The organism is Nocardia sp. NPDC060249 (genome assembly GCF_042728755.1).
GTDB lineage: Bacteria > Actinomycetota > Actinomycetes > Mycobacteriales > Mycobacteriaceae > Nocardia.
The window spans coordinates 4,421-19,816 of sequence record NZ_JBHXAQ010000005.1 but is presented as its reverse complement, the minus strand read 5'-3'; the positions used below and the strand labels follow the sequence as shown (position 1 = coordinate 19,816).

Genomic DNA, 15,396 nt, shown 5'->3' with positions numbered 1-15,396 from the left:
TCATCGAAACGTTGGGGTCACGGCAGCCTCGCGCAGTTCGTCGGTACGGGCTGACCTCCGAGGCTGTCGGTCATCCGCTGCTGCGGCGCTAACGCAGGGAAGAACGACACCGGGTCGACGGCGGGTGCGTCGTCGAGATCCCGGAGGTGATCCCAGTGCGGGTCGTGTGCGAGCACGCACAGGATGTTCTCGTACTTGTTGCGTGATCCCTGCGGGATCTCGATGGTGACGTCGAACTCCACGGAGGTTGTCCTTCCTGGCAATTCAGTGGCACCAGCGCGCCGCGCACAGCGACGTCCTCGCCCCCCGAGCCGCGCCGCGCCCACCTCGGCGCGGCCGAATCCGGGATCACTCGCGCGGTGCTTTGCCTTGATAAGTGGTACTCACCGCATTCTCGCCTGACCGCATCGCAGCCACCGATGTTACCGGAGTTGCTCGTGGGGCGATGCGGTCGACTGGCGTGGTCCCGAGAATCGATGGAGATCGGCGCGGCTAGGGCAGCGCCGCGCAGTTCACCGGAGCGGGCACGCCGGCGAGGCGATCGACCATCCAGGGCTGCGAACTCGTCAGCGACGGGAAGAAGGCCATATTGTGGGTGCCCAAGAAGCCCGACATCGCGGGCACCGAGCTGTCCGCATCCAGCAGTACCGCCGCGCCGCCGCCACACCATCGCGCGGCCAGATCGCGCGCGGCGGGATAGGTGGCCTTCTCGTCGTACCTGGCCGAGTAGACGCGCACCGGCGCCGCCGGAGCGGACCCGCCGAGCCGCTGCTCGTCGAATACCCGCTTCAACTCGGGGGAACCGTCGATCACGGCCGTGATCGGCCGTCCGCTGGTCGTCCACCGCGACGTGTCCTGGGGCTGGACGAGAGTCTCGGAGAGACCGCCCCCGCACGTCCCGGCGGAGTCGTGCAGGATCGCTTTACCGGTCTCGTTGAGCTCGGCATCGAGTACCGGGCGTGTCTCGGGGTAGTCGGCGGCAATTCCGTTGAGCACCCACGCGATGGCAGGCGCGACGCCGGGGTTGCCGTCACTGCGCGCGATGAAATCCTGCGGCCCCACCACCGGCCCGCCCACGTGCACCCCGCGCACGTTGAGGTCAGGTGCATACTCGGCCTGCAGTTCGGCGGCGGCAGCAGAGGCCATCGCGCCCTGGGAGTAGCCGTAGATGATGACCGGTGTGTCCGGGCCGAACCCCGAACCGGGCAGCCGCAGCGCTGCCCGCGCGGAATCCAGCACCGCGTGTGCCTGCGTCCTGCGGTTCAGAAAGTCGTGTACTCCCGGTACCCCGAAGTCGTGGTAATCGGTCATCACCACTGCCATCCCGCTCGACAGCAGTTGGTAGATCGCGATGATGTCGTATTCGAAGATCACGTCGGCGGGCGGCTGGTACCGGATCACCTGCCCCAGCATCGCCGACGGCGAGCAATCGGCGTTCTGCCCCTGTGCGCCGCCCGCGTAGGCCACCAGTGGTCGCGGGCCCGGGCCGGTCCAGGGCTGAGTCGGCTCGAGATAGGTGCCGACCACCGTGTTCGGCGCGCCGTGGGTGTCGTTGCTGGTGTAGACGAGGCGGGTGGATCGTGCCGGTATCGGCCCGGCCGGGCCGGGAATCGTGATCGCCGTCGCCGAACCTTCGGCACGGACAATGTCACCTCCCGCCACCTGCATCTGCGGCTGGGCGCCTACCGTCGGGGTGGCCGCGACTCCGGCGCCGACGACCATGAGGGTCCCCATAAGTGCTGCGATCCACGCGCGTTTTCCGCTCTTCATACCGATCCTTCGTGCGAGGTTGTCCGTCCAGGGCAGCTATCGAACCGAACAGCGCAATCGCCACGGATGGAGCGCAACACCGCTTGTCAGCGGATCGTGAGCAGAAAGCGTGATGTTCGACCCGAGAGATCTAGATCAAAACTGCGGGCATCTCCGTCGAGCACAGAACCAGGCACGGATATCGCGGTGCCGGGGGCACAGCTTATGCCATGGCGCCGGCATCGGTGCGGCGGGTGCCGCTTCGGCGTAACGACTTCGCGATCAGGCGCCTTCCATTTGTTCGTGATCCGATCTAACTCTCTGTGGGACAACGCTTTTGCGTACCGCACTGCGGGTGGCCGACGTGTCGTGGCTCGGGTATCACCTGACTGAAACAGTCACCGATTCGTCTGCTACAGGGTCGATTCAGCAGCCGACGGCGTCAGCGACCGCATCGACGAAGTCGTCGATGTCATCGCTGCCAGGAAGGAGAATCCACAACTCCGGACCACCCTGCAGCGAATCGAGTTCGGCATGGACATTGTCGTTCTCGACCCACAATCTCAACGCGACTCCGTTGCGGAAAGCGAGTTCCCTTGTGACGGAGTCGCTGTGGGAGACCTGGTCGGCGAACTGTCCTACGAGCTGCCTGTACAGCGTCTCCAAGCTGTGCGACATATGACTCCTTGCGCGGGCCGAACGAGCACGACCATTGCATTCGCCGTTGGCCTGGTCTCCCTGATCAGCACCCTCATGAGCGACAGCGTGAACGCCGTGCTGTGGCTGCGCTCCTGGGCGGTGTCCTGGCCGAAGCAGAAACCGCAGGATGCACGCCATTGTGCATTCTGCGGTAGCTGCGAACCGCGGGCGGTTCGCTTGCCCCCTTCACGAGCGAACCGGGACTCGCCGAACTGGAGGGTCCGTACCCAACCGACCGCTCAGGACGGCTATCGTGAGCCTAAGATGGCCAGCTTGCTAGTGCAAGTTGCAAGAGCAAGTTTTGTGGTGGGTGGATAAGGTAGCTGCAGTTGTGCCGGGCGGGTGCGCATGGAGAAGGAGGTCGGGGCATGTCGAACCTCGAAAATGATGACACACCAATAGAATCCGAAGACGGATCGACGTTCGCCGATCGCCTGCGGTTTCTCTTCGAGACGGTGTATCCGCGCGGTCGGGGTCCGTACAGTCAGACCGAGGTGGTCGACATCATCAGGGCCAACGGGGGCAGGATGACCACCGGCTACATGTCACAACTGCTGTCGGGGAAACGCCGTTCACCCACGTTGCCGACCGTGACCGACATCGCCACCGTATTCCGCGTCCCGATCGACTATTTCGGGTCGCCGGAGTCCTCTGCGGAGATCCGGCGCCACATCGCTTGGATCAGTACGATCCGTGATTCGGGTGCCGAACAGGTCGCCGCCCGTACCTACAACCCTGCCGAGGTGTTCGAAGTCGGGTTCCGGGAGCTGCGCCGCAGCACCGACGCGGCCGACGCGGACAACTGATTCAGGACGCGAGCAGATAGGCGCAGGCCGCGAGCGCCGCTCCCACAACGGAGCCGACGACGACCTGTCCGCGGGTGTGATCACCCAGCCACACTCGCGACCATCCATTGACGACGGTCAGCGGCAGCGCGGCAAGAAACCACGGTGAGGCGATCAGCGCCAGCAGGACCGTTGTTCCCGCACTCACGGCGGTATGGACACTCACCTTCCATTTGCCGATCACGGTCACGATGCCGATGCCGAACAGGACGACCAGCCCGGCCACCGTCCATGCGATCAGAGCGCGCGGGGCGCCCCGCACGATCTCGACGATCAGGCCCACGCCCACGATGCCCAGAATCGCCGGAATCACCCAGCGCCGACCGTCGATATCGGTCACATGGTGATCGCTGGCAATGCCGCGCCGCACACCGGCCAGGATGATGATCATCGGGATGCCGCCGGTGATCGCTGCGACGAAAAGCCCCCATCCTGGAGCACCCACAGCGAACCCGGCGATCGTCCCGGTCACGATATTGATCACCCAGGGCGCCCCGAGCTCGGTGATCACCCGAGCCGCACGTGCTTGCGGCACCATCGTTTCCGTCACGCCGAAACCTCTCGCTGTTCATCCCGGTACTTCCGTCCCAAAGTCATTGCCCACGTGCGATCGAGGTCTGCCGCCAGGGCAGCCGACCGAATACCGGCACTACTGAACGCCGTCGATGCTCGCCCCCGCAACAGCCACTCTGCTACTGCCGCAGCTACTTCCGACATGCCTGCCACGGAAGCGTCAGGTTGTGGGGCGTTCTCAGCTTCCATGCTCAAGGCATCGAGCAATTCGGTGACCCGGTCATCGGCTCGCTCATCGGTGCTACTGCCCCACCGGGACGCCCGGCGAACGCCGGGCCAGCGCGTCGTCAACTCTCGATGTAGCGGGCCGATCGCCCACAGGACTCGCTTCGCACGCACCCACGACACGACCGGCGACAACATCATGCCGACGAAGATCACCAGCACGCCCACCGCGGATACCGCCCGGGTGACCTCGAAGACCACGGGCAGCTGGGGCGCATCGAGATAGCGCACCGCCACGAAGTAGCTCAGCCGAATCCACGCCCACACCGTCGCCGCGGCCAGACCCGCCGACAGCAGGGTCAAACTCCACCCGGTCAGACTGCGCACATCCGCGGCACGAGCGGTCATCACCATCAGCGCGGGGCACAGCAGCGCCGGGAACAGCGCACCGGCGATGCCCGCCTCGGCATACCCGGGCAGATGGCTGTAGAGATGTCGAACTCGAATCCGCCTGCCGCCTGCGGAACCGTCGGCGCGCAGGCGAAAATCGCCATCGCCACCACCGAACCGACCACCGCGATCAGGCCGAGTACCCGCGCCCCGCGCGCCACCCTCTCCGGATCGGTCGTGACGGCCAAGGCCAGCACACCCGAGGCGGCCGCCATCAGGTTGAACAGCACTATGCGCAATCCGGTCGAGAAATTGGCAATCGGCACGACAGCCTGCACCGACGTCTCCACCGCCGGGATGTTCACACTCAAATGCACGGCGACAACACCCAACGCCACCACCATGCTCCCCAGCACCCAGCCGCGCGTCCACCACCACCGCCACGCCCGGCTCACCACGGCGATCCACATCAGGGGCGCCAGAACGGTGGCGTTCACCCCAGTGCCTCGCCCCAGCGGGACCGCAGCCGCGGCTCTTTGCGACCGATGCGCTGCAAGCGGTTCAACAGCACGCTCGCGAACTGCTCGGCGGCCGATTCCTCGTCGGCCGCACCCGCATTGCCGCACTCTCGGCGCAACATCAGCGCGGCCAACTCGTGTACCCCGGCCGGCAGCACCGCCTGGGCCAGCTCGAGTACCGGCCGTCCCTGATGTCCCAGCACGATATGCCCCAGTTCGTGGGCAAGAGTCCGGTCCCGAGTCTGCACCCAGGAGGCAACGCTGACCTCATCGTGATCCCGGTAGTGGACCCACTGCCCGAAGACCCCCGCCGGCAGTGCCGAGTTCTCGATCACCTGTAACGGCCGCCCGCGGAAGCGAGAAACCGCCTCCACCAACCCATCCAATGACCGAGACTCCTCCACCGTCGCCATGGTGAAGATACGGTCGACCGCCGAATTGACCGCCGGACCGCTGAACACGCCCAACATCCAACCACACCCGACTCCGACCGGCCGAGCGCCGATTGCCGAGCCGGGCTTCGCCGGAGGGGCTCCAGGGTCGGCTAGGACCCCTGCGGCTCGACGACCACAGCGTCCCAATGCGGCACGTTCGTCAACCAGCTCCGGTGTGAAGTGTTCGAGATCGAGTTCAGTTGCGGTGCTCTGCAATTGGCCACAATTCGGTCGGTGTGCCTCGGTCCCAGGACCCCTTCACGGCCGTCACCGATTGCAGCGAATACGCAGCCAACACCCCCGGAATCTAGCGCGCCATTGCCAGATACATTGCTTTTCAACATATTTCACGAGCACTCAGACGCCATGGCCTCGAGCGCGCCACCGAGTCACACTGCACCAGAGCAATCGGTGCAACTCGTCGTCACGCAGGAGGCCGCTGCAGGTGGTGCTTCGCGAACGCCGAGGTTACATAATCGACAAGGTGTAGATGCAGGGCGGAACGCCAGTCAGCGGAGCTGTCATCGAGGGCGACGCCGAGGGCTGATTCGACTTCGTTCAGCACGAAAGGAAGGGGAATACTCTCCTGTGAACAGATTTGTACCGTGTATTCCAATTGATCCACGACATCGTGCAGATGAACGGTGTCGCTGTCGCATGGCTCGGGACCGAGACCAGCGGTCCACCCTAAGTCCCCGTGTTCGTGATCCCCGCCTTCACCGTCTGGCGTTCGCGGGAAAAAGTTGATATCCGCACCCATGAGTCCCCCTGTTATGTTCGGTCCGTCGTGACGTCACCGTACCGAACATTTGCGGAAAACGAAGAGTTACCCGGAACCCTGGGGCTAATATGCAGCTACTATCAGTGAATTTGTGAGCATTACCATCGACTATGCGCCTGCGCGCCGAATCCGACGACCACCGGCCCGAACATCTATCTCGTCTCCGTAGCCTTCGGACTCGTCTCGGTATTCGGGTAGAGGACCTCACGGCTCTGCGCCGCGGCTCGCAGGATGCTGTCGCTGATGAAGTCGCTGAAGCGGGCCATGTTCGCCAGCCGGGTGGCGGTCGGAGTGCCGTGGCCGAAGATCTCGACGCCTTGGCGGGTGATCTCGGCGACTTCGGCCATGCCGCGGGCGCTGTCGATCGTCGCCTGATACCAGACGTTGTCGTCGACGATGTAGCGCACGCGGCGGCGTTCATCGGTTTCGCGGCGGACGAGGCCTTGGAGTTCGAGGATTTTGATCGCCTTCGAGACCGACGGCGGGCTGATCTGGAGTCGCCCGACGACCTCCGATGCGGTGAGACTACCGGTGTCCGCAGTGAAAAGGCAGGTCAGCACCCGGGCAGTTGTTCTGGGCATGCCCTGTTGCATGAGCATCGTGGTGAACGTTTCTTCGTAGTCGCGCACGGACTCGTCGTCGCGACCCCGGCCGGGTGCCGGGGATGGCCGATCCCGGGGCCTCGGCTGCGCGCGCCGCAGGGCGCGGCGTTCGGTGGCGCGTTGAGCGAGGTCGGAACGGTAGGACGCGGGGCCGCCGTTGCGCATGACCTCGCGCGTGATCGTCGAGGTCGGACGATCCAGACGCCGGGCGATCACCGCGTAGGGGAGGTTGTCGGCCAGCCCCAGGGCGATCTGCCTGCGTTCGGCCTGGGTGAGTCTGCCTCCCGACATGACGGGCTCCTTCGTTCGCGATGCCCTAACTGTAGCGAATCGGGCTCAGTCATCGCAACGAAACCGACCTCCTGGCGTTGCGTTATCTTCAAGGTGGTCGCAACAATATTTGCGCTCTGAACAGCCCATATATCGACATTCCGCCATCAATTTGATTGCTCAAGTCAGGAAAGCTACGTAGCGTTTCCAGTGTCAGGAAAGAGTGATTCATCCAGCAAGGCCAGGAGAAAACACATGCGAACCACCAGCGTTGCCTCTACCGATTCGACCTGGACCGGGATGGTGACTGTCGATGACACATCCTTGGCCGTCACCGACACTGGCGGATCCGGCATCCCGGTGCTCTACGTCAACGGCCACGTCGCCACTCAGAAGTACTGGCGGCATGTCATCACCGAACTGGGCCCGCAGTGGCGCCACATCACCTACGACATGCGGGCCCGCGGCAAGTCGGGGACCTCGGCGGACTACTCGTTCGAAACCAACGTCGCCGATATCGACACCGTGCTCGCCGCCAGAGGTGTGCAGCGGGCGCTGGTGATCGGCTGGTCCTACGGCGCCTTCGTCGCGGCGCACTGGGCCAGCCGCAACCCCGCCCGGACCATGGGCGCGGTGCTGGTCGAGGGCGCACAACCGCACGACTGGATCGACGAGGTCGATATCGAGGGCATGCGGACACTGTGGCGGCGCCTGGGCTGGTTGATGCCGCTGATGCGCCTGACGGGCCGGGGCGCACGGATGACCGCAGAACAGATGGCCGACAGCAACATCGAGGCCGGCGAGATCGCCCGCGAACGAGTGCTGGGCCCGGTGATGGACAACATCAGCGTCCCGACGCGCTACGTGAATGCTTCGGGGTCCTCACTCGGCAGCAAGGGCGACCACCAGGAACGCATCCGCGCCAGCCTGTCCAAGGTCGTCGAACGCAATCCCAACATCGATATCCACGCGAAAGTCCCCAGCAACCACGGCAGCATCCTGCGCAAGGACTACCCCACCATCGCCGAAGCCGTCCGCGTGGTCGCCGAGCGCGACCACGAGCCGCGGTGAAGATCGAACCCGAACAGGTTGTCGGCAAACGTTTGCCGACAACCTGCTGAACGGCCTGTGCTACACAGATATTCGGGCTCACACCGATAATCGGCAATTCTGTTCAGCCGCAGCTGAACCCGCAAGCAATCATTGCGCACGACTTCGAACAGCGATGGCTTCGTACAATTTTATGTCAGTGGCTTTTCCGATGAATGTCAGTGCCCGCGTTTCGAAGTGGATTCGTCGGCGCGGGTTCGGCTGACCTCTCGCTCAGCTCGAGTTCGTCCGCGCGAAGCCCGTGGCGTAGCCGGCCTTTACCGAGTAAACGGCAGAACCGCGGCCAACACGCGTAGTGCCTCGAGGTAGTCCTCGTTCAACGGCTGGATCGCGACATGGTCGGCGCCCGCGTCCAGGTGCGCCACCAATCCGGCGGCGACTGCGGCGGGCGTGCCGTTGACGGCCAGGGTATCGATCAGCCGATCGCTTCCCGGCTTGGCGATGTCTTCCTCTGAGAAGCCCACGCGGCGCAGGTTACTCAGGTAATTCACCAGCCCCAGATACAGGGAAACCGTACCCCGGGCGAGCTCGCGCGCCCGCGCCACATCATCATCCAGAACGACCTTCTGCTCCGCGACCAGAAGCGCGTCCGCGCCAAGCGTTTCGCGGGCAGTTCTGGTGTGCTCGGGTGGGGCGAGGTAGGGCAGCGCGCCCGCGGTCCGCTCCCGAGCGAGTTCCAATACGCGCGGGCCGAGCGCCGCTAACGCCCTGCGCTCCTTCGGTACACCCGCCGCGTCGAGTTCGTCCAGATAGGCCACCAGCGCGTCGTACGGCTTGACGGCCCCCGCGCCGTTGGCCTCCCGATGACCCACTCCGACACCGAGCAGGAAGCGGCCAGGAAATCGCTGGTCGATGCGGTGAAAGGACTCCGCTACTGCCCCTGCGGGCGCCGTCCAGATATTCACGATGCTGGTGCCGACAGTCAGCGACTCCGTTGCCTCCAGCAGCGATTCGGCCACTGACAGATCGGCAGGCGGCGATCCGCCGAGCCACAACGCGCCGTACCCCAGTTCTTCGACCTCGCGGGCTGCCGCGGGGGCGAACCCCTTGTAGTGGCGCCACACACCGAATTTGCCGAGATCACTATTGGTCATGCCGGAGGCAACACGGGTCCCGTCGCGACTATTCCGGGACGAACAGGGCGCTCAGGCGGCGGCGAGTGCGTCGATCGCCGCACGCAAACGCGCCGTGGCATCGGCGACGACCGGTGCGAGCGCGGGCTCGCCGGTGACCTGGGACATCAGTTCGGGATTCATGGCCTCGACAACGATCGTGTCGTCGGTGGAGCGGTCGCGGCGCACCACTACATTGCAGGGCAACAGCAGGCCGATCTGCCGGTCGATGTCGACCGCGCGGTGCGCCAGATGCGGATTGCAGGCGCCGAGGATTCGGTAGTCCTCCATCTCCTCACCTAATTTGGCCTTCATCGTGGCGCGCATGTCGATATCGCTGAGGATGCCGAATCCCTGCGCCGCGAGCGCCTCGCGAGTGCGTTCGATCGCGTCGTCGAACGTGGTGTGCAGGCTGGTGGAGAGGGCGAGATCCATCACGAACTCCTTTCACGGCATCGATGTGAGCAAGCCGATGTACTCGTCATTGTGACGATACGGGCCAGGTGAACAACCTCGCCGTCATGCATTCGGGTCGGGCGATTCATGTCTCCATTCTCCGCTCCTCGCGCGGGCACAGTCGGATCCGAAGGGACCGGAACGGTCGAACGGTCCCGAGCAGCGAGCACGTCGCCGACGGTTACACAGGTCGCCGACAACTCTTTTTAGAGGGACTTTCTACTCTATTTGCCCGGCAGTAACTGTGGTGAGGTTGGCCCGTCAGACGCTCCACTCCGAGAGCTCACCGCGCCAGATCGTCACGGCCTGGTGCGATCTCGCCATCACCTTCCCCATCCGTGCCGTGCCGCAGACATGGCACCGACCGAAGGCAGGACATCCGATGAACAAACAGATCTCGGCCCCGGCCGGTGCGCGCTGGTTCACCCGCGCACCAGCAGACATCGGGTTCGCCCGTCGGCATCGGCGTACGGCCGTCAAGACCGCGATCGGCTACGTGCGTGCCGACCTGACCGGACCGAGCCGACCGCAGTGCGAATCGCTGATCCGTACCACCGCGATCGATCACGGCTACGAGTTGCTCGGGACTCTGGTGCTCGCGGGGACACCGCTGGCCCGGCTACGGTTCCTCGTCACCGAGCTCGCCGTCGATGTGGTGCTGTGCCCCACGTTCGCACACCTCGAGGGCCAGGTGCCCACCGAGCTGCTGACCGTCACCGACGTGATCGTCATCGACCCGTTCATCACCTACTGCCGACGGGACCCACAGCTGCTGGACTGAGCGATCCGACTGGCGCGACGGCCACGCCGGACCGGTGAAGCCTGCTCAGCAAGACCGGGTCAGGGCATTCGGTGTGGCGCTCATGCGGCTGCCTCGCTCAGATCAGATCCAGTCGACGGAGGTCGGTGCTGTATTCCCGCCAAACGCGCTGGGTAGGAAGCTAATTGGCGGGCCCCAGCAGGCAGCGGCAGCGGGGTGGCCGCCCCGCCCGCGGTCGTGGTCGCGAACAGGCCGATGAGGAATTCCGGCGCGTTCGGGCACAGCAGGCCAACCGGCTCACCGCGCCCGATGCCGCGCGCGACCAGCGCCGCGGCGGCCGCGACGGAGCGTTCCCGGAGTTCGGCGTAGGTGAGCGTCGATTGCGACAATGACCAGAACGTGGTGCGGACCTGCGGATTCGCGGTCGCGACCTCGGCCGGCCGCTGATGCAACGTCAGGCCCGATGTGGACGATGTCATCGCTCTATGACAAAGGCCTCAGGTATCCAAATTCTGAACGATCAGTGAAATACGGCGCTGCGATAACATAGTCCGCTGCGGCAATAACAGTACCGCGAAATTCCCCGATAACTTGACCCTAAAGGCCAATTCGGGCCTGAGCGATAGATTTCAGTTCTGAAGCCTCAAAGGCGACCGGCGACGGAGCCTGGCGCCGTGGATCATACGGCGGCGACGTAGCTGTGCAGCGGGAGTGTCGCCGCCCATTGCCTGGCCATGTCCTTGGGCTTGATCTCGGTCGAGGCATCGTGACGGGCGTGTTCGCCGACCTGTAGCGCACCGCGCTCGGTCAGCTTCTCGGCGGCGATCTCCCCGCCCCGGTTGAAGGTGTCGCCGTAGACGCTGTCGCCGAGGCCGAAGACCGCGAAGCGCAGACCGGTGAGATCAGGGCGGGTGGCGTCGAGAGTGTCGAAGAACGGTTCGGCGCCGGTGGGCAGATCGCCGTCGCCGTAGGTCGAGCAGACGACGATGTGGAAGTCCGCGGCGTCCAGATCACCCGGGTCGACATCGATCATGTCGTAGACCGAGACTTCATGGCTCGACAGCTCGTCGGCCAGACAGTCCGCCACCGATTCGGACGTACCCAGCTCCGATCCGAAGAGAATGACCACGCGCACGAACAGACCTCACTCCCAATAGTTAAGTATGCCTAACCTAACACTCCCTCTGGGCGCGTGTCATCAGGTACCCGAGCGGGCGATGTGGATCGGGTAGTCAGTCCGTGGGATAGTTCTGTGCGCGGAGCAATCCGGCCAGGTGAGCGGCGTTGCGTGCCATGGTGCGGGTGGTTTCGCGGACGGCGTCGGGGGTGCCGGGTAGATCGTTGTAGTCGATGCTGCCCATCGCCTCGCCGTTCCAATAGGTGCACCCCTGGGCGGGAATGGTGAAGCCGATATCGTCGAGCGCTTGGAAGGTGTCGGCGGCGATCTTGTGCGCACCGTCCTCGTTACCGACGATCGCGGCGATGCCCACCTTGCCGAACATCGCGGGTCTGCCCGCGTCGTCGGTGTTGGACAGTTCGGCGTCGAGGCGTTCGAGCACTCGCTGCGCGATCGAGGACAGATGACCCAGCCAGGTCGGGGTCGCCAGTAAGACGATATCGGCGTCGAGGACCCGGCGCCGGATCTGAGGCCACTGATCTCCATCACCCTCATCGGCGCTGACACCGGGGCGGATGTCGAAATCGGCGACCCGGACCGAATCACCGTCCACGCCGTGGGTGGCCAGCTCGGCCAGCACCTGATCGGCGATGAGGACGCTGCTCGACGCGGACGGCGAGGGCTTGAGCGTGCAAATCAGAGCGAGAGCTCGCAGAGAAGCGGCCATCGTGAATCCTTTCGGTGCTGATCAACTCGCGCGGACCACACGGAAGGCGCCCAGCCACGGACGGCCAGCATCGGGCACATTCGTTCTCTCCGTGCCAACGCTACACATGCTCAGCGGCGTCAGGCGTCGGAGCGCGGGCCGGCGGTAGCGGCGAGAGCCGTCGCGAGGTCCCGGTGGATCGAGATCCACTCGCTCATTCCGGCGAGGTCGACCACCCGCGCGATGCTCGCGCCGGTCCGTCCGTCGGCGAGATGCATCCCGATGCCGCGTCGGTCCAGCTGCTCGGCCAGGTCGGCGAGGGCCATGATGGCGCGTACCGACAGGAACGTGACCTCGTCCAGATCGACCACGAGGTGACCGTCGACGGCGGACGCGGGGACAGCGGACCCGAGCAGGCTCCGCCAGCGTGGGAGCGTATACGCGTCGATCTCCCCGCGGGCACGCAGCACGGTGACCTGCCCCGCGGATTCCACGACGGCACCCAAGCGGCGGCAGAGATCGGCGGCCGGGTCGTCGGCTGCGGGCGAGCGGGTTTCGTCAGGACGATTGTTCAACGGACTCGATTCTTCAGCACCAGAGAGCGGCGCGTTGCCAACTGTCCCGTGTGCTCGAGATCGGGCTGGCTCCCTATTCCAGCACGCGGCCTGGCAACTGCCCTGCTCCGTCACCGCGGCGACGCCCAGTTGTTCGCTTTCTGTCCTGATTCGCGGTGCACCGCTTTCGCATTTCGTCGCTGTGGCCCGGGCGCGCAGCCGCGACACGCGATGCGCTGAGGGCAGAACAGCGGGTGCGTCGTCTGTTGTCGAGCCGGTAACATGGAGCGGAAAACTGTACGGGCGCGGTTGTCCGGCGCCCAGCCACTCCCGCCGTGCCCGTGATCGCGTGTCCACGGAGGGAGGGTCGTGCAGAGGCTGGAATTCGAGAGCGACGACTTGGCCGTGACCGAGGAGTTCCTCAACACCGCCTACACCCGGGTGCAGATCGGCAACCACGGCCCGCACCAGGTACGCACCCGGATCCGTCGCGAGGTGCTCGGTTCGATCAACTTCGACCAGCTCGACATGGGTTTCGACATGGCCTACGACGCCGATCCGCTCGGTCGGGTCTGCCTGGTCACCGTGCACAGCGGTCGGATCGAGGAGAACTATCACGATTGCGGCCCCGACACTTTCACCCCCGGTCAGACAGGTCTGCTCACCCCGGACGACCTGCCCTACTCGGGGGTCATCCGAAGCAGTCGCTACGACATCACCATGTTCGACCCCGCGATCCTGAACCGTATGGCCACCCCCGCGGGCGGGGGCCGAGTGCGCGTAGCCGGGCACCGGCCCGTCACGGTCGCGGCCGGGCAGCGGCTGCGGCGGGTGATCATCCATCTGCAGCAGATCGCCGCGGACCCCGACGCAGCGAACAGCCCGCTCACCGTCACGACGGCCTCCGACTATCTCGCCGCGACAGTGCTGGCCACCATGCCGACGACGGCCGAGCACGAGCCGAACGCCACCGATCGTCACGACGCTCACCCCCACACCGTGCGCCGCGCCATCGCCTATCTGGAGTCGCATCTGGGCGACAGAATCGCGATCACCGACGTCGCAGCGGCGACCTTTGTTACGCCCCGCGCCTTGCAACTGGCCTTTCGCCGTCATCTGAACACGACGCCGCTCGAGTACCTGCGACGACTGCGCCTCGCCGCGGCACACGAACAACTCAGCGCCGCGGTGCCGGGTGACGGCCAGACCGTCGCGACCATCGCCTACCGATGGGGCTTCACCCATCCCGGCCGCTTCGCCACGGCCTACCGCCACCGCTACGGTCAGCCACCGAATCAGACACTGCGCGAATGATGACCGAACGGCCCCACCCCGCAGGTGCCGCAAACGAGGTCCGAGCCCACGCGACCGGATACGTCAGCGCCGTCTCACGGCCTGGCGAACCGCATGTCCACCACGGTGCCCGCCGCCGACGTGCTCACCTCGAATTCGCTGCTCAGCGCGCGCATGATGTCCATCCCACGCCCTCGTGACTGATCGCTGTCCGGATCGGGTGCCGTCCAGCGCCCCTTGTCGGTCACGACGGTGTGGACGTGAGTCTCGGTGAGCACGGCAGTGATGCGTACTGTGCCGCCGTCGCCACGGTGACCGTGCTCGACGGCGTTGGTACACGCCTCGCCGACAGCGAGCGCTATGTCGTAAGCCGCGTTCGGGTCGACCGGCACCTCCGCCAGCCAGGCCTGCAGCGCGTGACGGACTTCAGCCAGCCGCGCGGCGTCGGCCGAGAACTCGATCTCGAACGGCTTCACGGCGCTCTGCTGCCGAGATGGGTGCGTCGTCACCTGATGCCTCCCTCTTCATCTCGACGTCCAAACGAATCCGCGAGGAACCCCGCGCCATTGGCAGTACCCGCGCAGTACACGGATATGCCGCTTCCGGGCGTGAGAAGGCCCTCTCGCCGTGGCCCGGCGGATGCGTCCGAGCCAGGGTACCCGGTGCCGCGCAACGGTTTGCGGTCCGAGCGGATGCGGTAGGTTGCTGGGGCAAGAATCGCTCGCACATTCGCCGACTCGGCGAAGCTAGAGGCAAGAGGTAGAAAAGTGGCGAATCGCAACCGAGGAGACCTTCGGTGAGTGTAGAAGGCGGCTTCCGCGACCTCGAGGTGCAGACACGAGCACAGGACGAATTCGAAATTCTCACCGTGCGCGGTGAAGTGGATATGGCCTCGGCGCCCCAGCTGCAAGCGGCGCTGGAAAAGGCACAGCAGGGCGGCAAGACCTTGGTGGTCGACATGACCCAGGTCGGCTTCCTCGGCTCGGCCGGGCTCAGCGCGTTGCTCGTCGTGTCCAAGGCAGCGCCGCACCAGCTGCGCGTGGTCGCCTCCCGTGAGGTGGCACGGCCGATCGAACTGACCGGGCTGGACAAGCTGCTCGCGGTCTACGGCACCCTCGAGGCGGCGATCGCCGCGGAGCCGAACGCACACTAGATCCGAGGTCGCGGGGGCCCCCCCCCCCGGCGCCCCCCGCCCAACACCAAAAAAAAAAACAAATGACAGGTAGCGGCGCTTAAAAAGTGGAGAAAAAACCGCGTGGTTG

General features: G+C 65.3%; 21 protein-coding genes. 5 read left to right on the top strand and 16 right to left on the bottom strand.

The genetic code is table 11. The features are described 5' to 3' along the window. Window positions 1-17 precede the first annotated feature (17 nt). The 3 genes from ACFWFP_RS19425 to ACFWFP_RS19415 all read right to left on the bottom strand — a co-directional run bounded on the left by ACFWFP_RS19425 (window position 18) and on the right by ACFWFP_RS19415 (window position 2,427). A complete protein-coding gene (locus tag ACFWFP_RS19425; protein ID WP_379296889.1) occupies window positions 18-242 on the bottom strand; it encodes a hypothetical protein in 225 nt (74 codons plus the stop codon). Between the two features lie 250 nt (window positions 243-492). Further along, complete coding sequence (locus tag ACFWFP_RS19420) at window positions 493-1,770, bottom strand: lipase family protein (RefSeq protein WP_379296887.1); 1,278 nt, start codon at window positions 1,768-1,770, stop codon at window positions 493-495. A 405-nt stretch (window positions 1,771-2,175) separates the two neighbouring features. Next, complete coding sequence (locus tag ACFWFP_RS19415; protein WP_379296885.1) at window positions 2,176-2,427, bottom strand: hypothetical protein; 252 nt, start codon at window positions 2,425-2,427, stop codon at window positions 2,176-2,178. Between the two features lie 389 nt (window positions 2,428-2,816). Here ACFWFP_RS19415 and ACFWFP_RS19410 point away from each other — a divergent pair, with 389 nt between their 5' ends. Then, entirely contained in the window at window positions 2,817-3,254 is a 438-nt protein-coding gene (locus tag ACFWFP_RS19410) for an XRE family transcriptional regulator (protein WP_379296883.1), read from the top strand. 1 nt (window position 3,255) lies between these two features. On the opposite strand, the gene ACFWFP_RS19405 is transcribed toward ACFWFP_RS19410, so the two are convergent. The 6 genes from ACFWFP_RS19405 to ACFWFP_RS19380 form a co-directional block, all read right to left on the bottom strand. Beyond that, a complete protein-coding gene (locus ACFWFP_RS19405) occupies window positions 3,256-3,843 on the bottom strand; it encodes a hypothetical protein (RefSeq protein ID WP_379296881.1) in 588 nt (195 codons plus the stop codon). Next, window positions 3,840-4,439 carry a hypothetical protein gene (locus tag ACFWFP_RS19400; RefSeq protein ID WP_379296879.1) on the bottom strand — a complete coding sequence of 200 codons (600 nt, stop codon included), beginning with the start codon at window positions 4,437-4,439 and terminating at the stop codon, window positions 3,840-3,842. The genes ACFWFP_RS19405 and ACFWFP_RS19400 overlap by 4 nt, the downstream gene beginning before the upstream one ends. Before the next feature lie 5 nt (window positions 4,440-4,444). Then, a complete protein-coding gene (locus tag ACFWFP_RS19395; protein ID WP_379296877.1) occupies window positions 4,445-4,891 on the bottom strand; it encodes a hypothetical protein in 447 nt (148 codons plus the stop codon). A gap of 23 nt (window positions 4,892-4,914) precedes the next feature. Continuing rightward, the gene (locus ACFWFP_RS19390) at window positions 4,915-5,409 is read right to left on the bottom strand and encodes an ImmA/IrrE family metallo-endopeptidase (protein WP_379296875.1); all 495 of its coding nucleotides are present in this window, start codon (window positions 5,407-5,409) and stop codon (window positions 4,915-4,917) included. Window positions 5,410-5,797: 388 nt separating this feature from the next. Next, on the bottom strand, window positions 5,798-6,133 hold the full coding sequence (locus tag ACFWFP_RS19385) for a hypothetical protein (RefSeq protein ID WP_379296873.1): 336 nt from the start codon (window positions 6,131-6,133) through the stop codon (window positions 5,798-5,800). A gap of 173 nt (window positions 6,134-6,306) precedes the next feature. Then, the gene (locus ACFWFP_RS19380; protein ID WP_379296871.1) at window positions 6,307-7,047 is read right to left on the bottom strand and encodes a helix-turn-helix domain-containing protein; all 741 of its coding nucleotides are present in this window, start codon (window positions 7,045-7,047) and stop codon (window positions 6,307-6,309) included. Between the two features lie 234 nt (window positions 7,048-7,281). On the opposite strand from ACFWFP_RS19380, the gene ACFWFP_RS19375 reads away from it, so the two are divergent. After that, entirely contained in the window at window positions 7,282-8,097 is an 816-nt protein-coding gene (locus ACFWFP_RS19375) for an alpha/beta fold hydrolase (protein WP_379296869.1), read from the top strand. A 296-nt stretch (window positions 8,098-8,393) separates the two neighbouring features. Here ACFWFP_RS19375 and ACFWFP_RS19370 read toward each other — a convergent pair whose 3' ends face one another. Together ACFWFP_RS19370 and ACFWFP_RS19365 are read right to left on the bottom strand one after the other, a co-directional pair. Further along, window positions 8,394-9,230: an LLM class F420-dependent oxidoreductase gene (locus tag ACFWFP_RS19370; RefSeq protein ID WP_379296867.1), complete on the bottom strand. Its 837-nt coding sequence runs from the start codon at window positions 9,228-9,230 to the stop codon at window positions 8,394-8,396. A 51-nt stretch (window positions 9,231-9,281) separates the two neighbouring features. Beyond that, complete coding sequence (locus ACFWFP_RS19365; RefSeq protein ID WP_379296865.1) at window positions 9,282-9,683, bottom strand: DUF302 domain-containing protein; 402 nt, start codon at window positions 9,681-9,683, stop codon at window positions 9,282-9,284. 403 nt (window positions 9,684-10,086) lie between these two features. Here ACFWFP_RS19365 and ACFWFP_RS19360 point away from each other — a divergent pair, with 403 nt between their 5' ends. Beyond that, complete coding sequence (locus tag ACFWFP_RS19360; RefSeq protein WP_379296863.1) at window positions 10,087-10,485, top strand: hypothetical protein; 399 nt, start codon at window positions 10,087-10,089, stop codon at window positions 10,483-10,485. A gap of 80 nt (window positions 10,486-10,565) precedes the next feature. Here ACFWFP_RS19360 and ACFWFP_RS19355 read toward each other — a convergent pair whose 3' ends face one another. The 4 genes from ACFWFP_RS19355 to ACFWFP_RS19340 form a co-directional block, all read right to left on the bottom strand. Further along, window positions 10,566-10,943 (bottom strand): AMP-binding protein, encoded by a 378-nt coding sequence (locus ACFWFP_RS19355; protein WP_379296861.1) that lies wholly within the window; start codon window positions 10,941-10,943, stop codon window positions 10,566-10,568. 200 nt (window positions 10,944-11,143) lie between these two features. Beyond that, window positions 11,144-11,599: a flavodoxin domain-containing protein gene (locus ACFWFP_RS19350; protein ID WP_379296859.1), complete on the bottom strand. Its 456-nt coding sequence runs from the start codon at window positions 11,597-11,599 to the stop codon at window positions 11,144-11,146. A 97-nt stretch (window positions 11,600-11,696) separates the two neighbouring features. Then, window positions 11,697-12,308, bottom strand: a complete 612-nt coding sequence (locus ACFWFP_RS19345; RefSeq protein ID WP_379296857.1) for a flavodoxin family protein — start codon at window positions 12,306-12,308, stop codon at window positions 11,697-11,699. 119 nt (window positions 12,309-12,427) lie between these two features. Further along, window positions 12,428-12,862: an STAS domain-containing protein gene (locus ACFWFP_RS19340; protein ID WP_379296855.1), complete on the bottom strand. Its 435-nt coding sequence runs from the start codon at window positions 12,860-12,862 to the stop codon at window positions 12,428-12,430. A 348-nt stretch (window positions 12,863-13,210) separates the two neighbouring features. Between ACFWFP_RS19340 and ACFWFP_RS19335 the strand changes: the two genes are divergently transcribed. Beyond that, a complete protein-coding gene (locus tag ACFWFP_RS19335; protein WP_379296853.1) occupies window positions 13,211-14,155 on the top strand; it encodes a helix-turn-helix transcriptional regulator in 945 nt (314 codons plus the stop codon). 74 nt (window positions 14,156-14,229) lie between these two features. Here ACFWFP_RS19335 and ACFWFP_RS19330 read toward each other — a convergent pair whose 3' ends face one another. Next, window positions 14,230-14,643, bottom strand: coding sequence for an ATP-binding protein (locus ACFWFP_RS19330; RefSeq protein ID WP_379296851.1), 414 nt, complete (start codon window positions 14,641-14,643; stop codon window positions 14,230-14,232). Window positions 14,644-14,930: 287 nt separating this feature from the next. Here ACFWFP_RS19330 and ACFWFP_RS19325 point away from each other — a divergent pair, with 287 nt between their 5' ends. After that, the gene (locus tag ACFWFP_RS19325) at window positions 14,931-15,287 is read left to right on the top strand and encodes an STAS domain-containing protein (protein WP_379296849.1); all 357 of its coding nucleotides are present in this window, start codon (window positions 14,931-14,933) and stop codon (window positions 15,285-15,287) included. Window positions 15,288-15,396 lie beyond the last annotated feature (109 nt).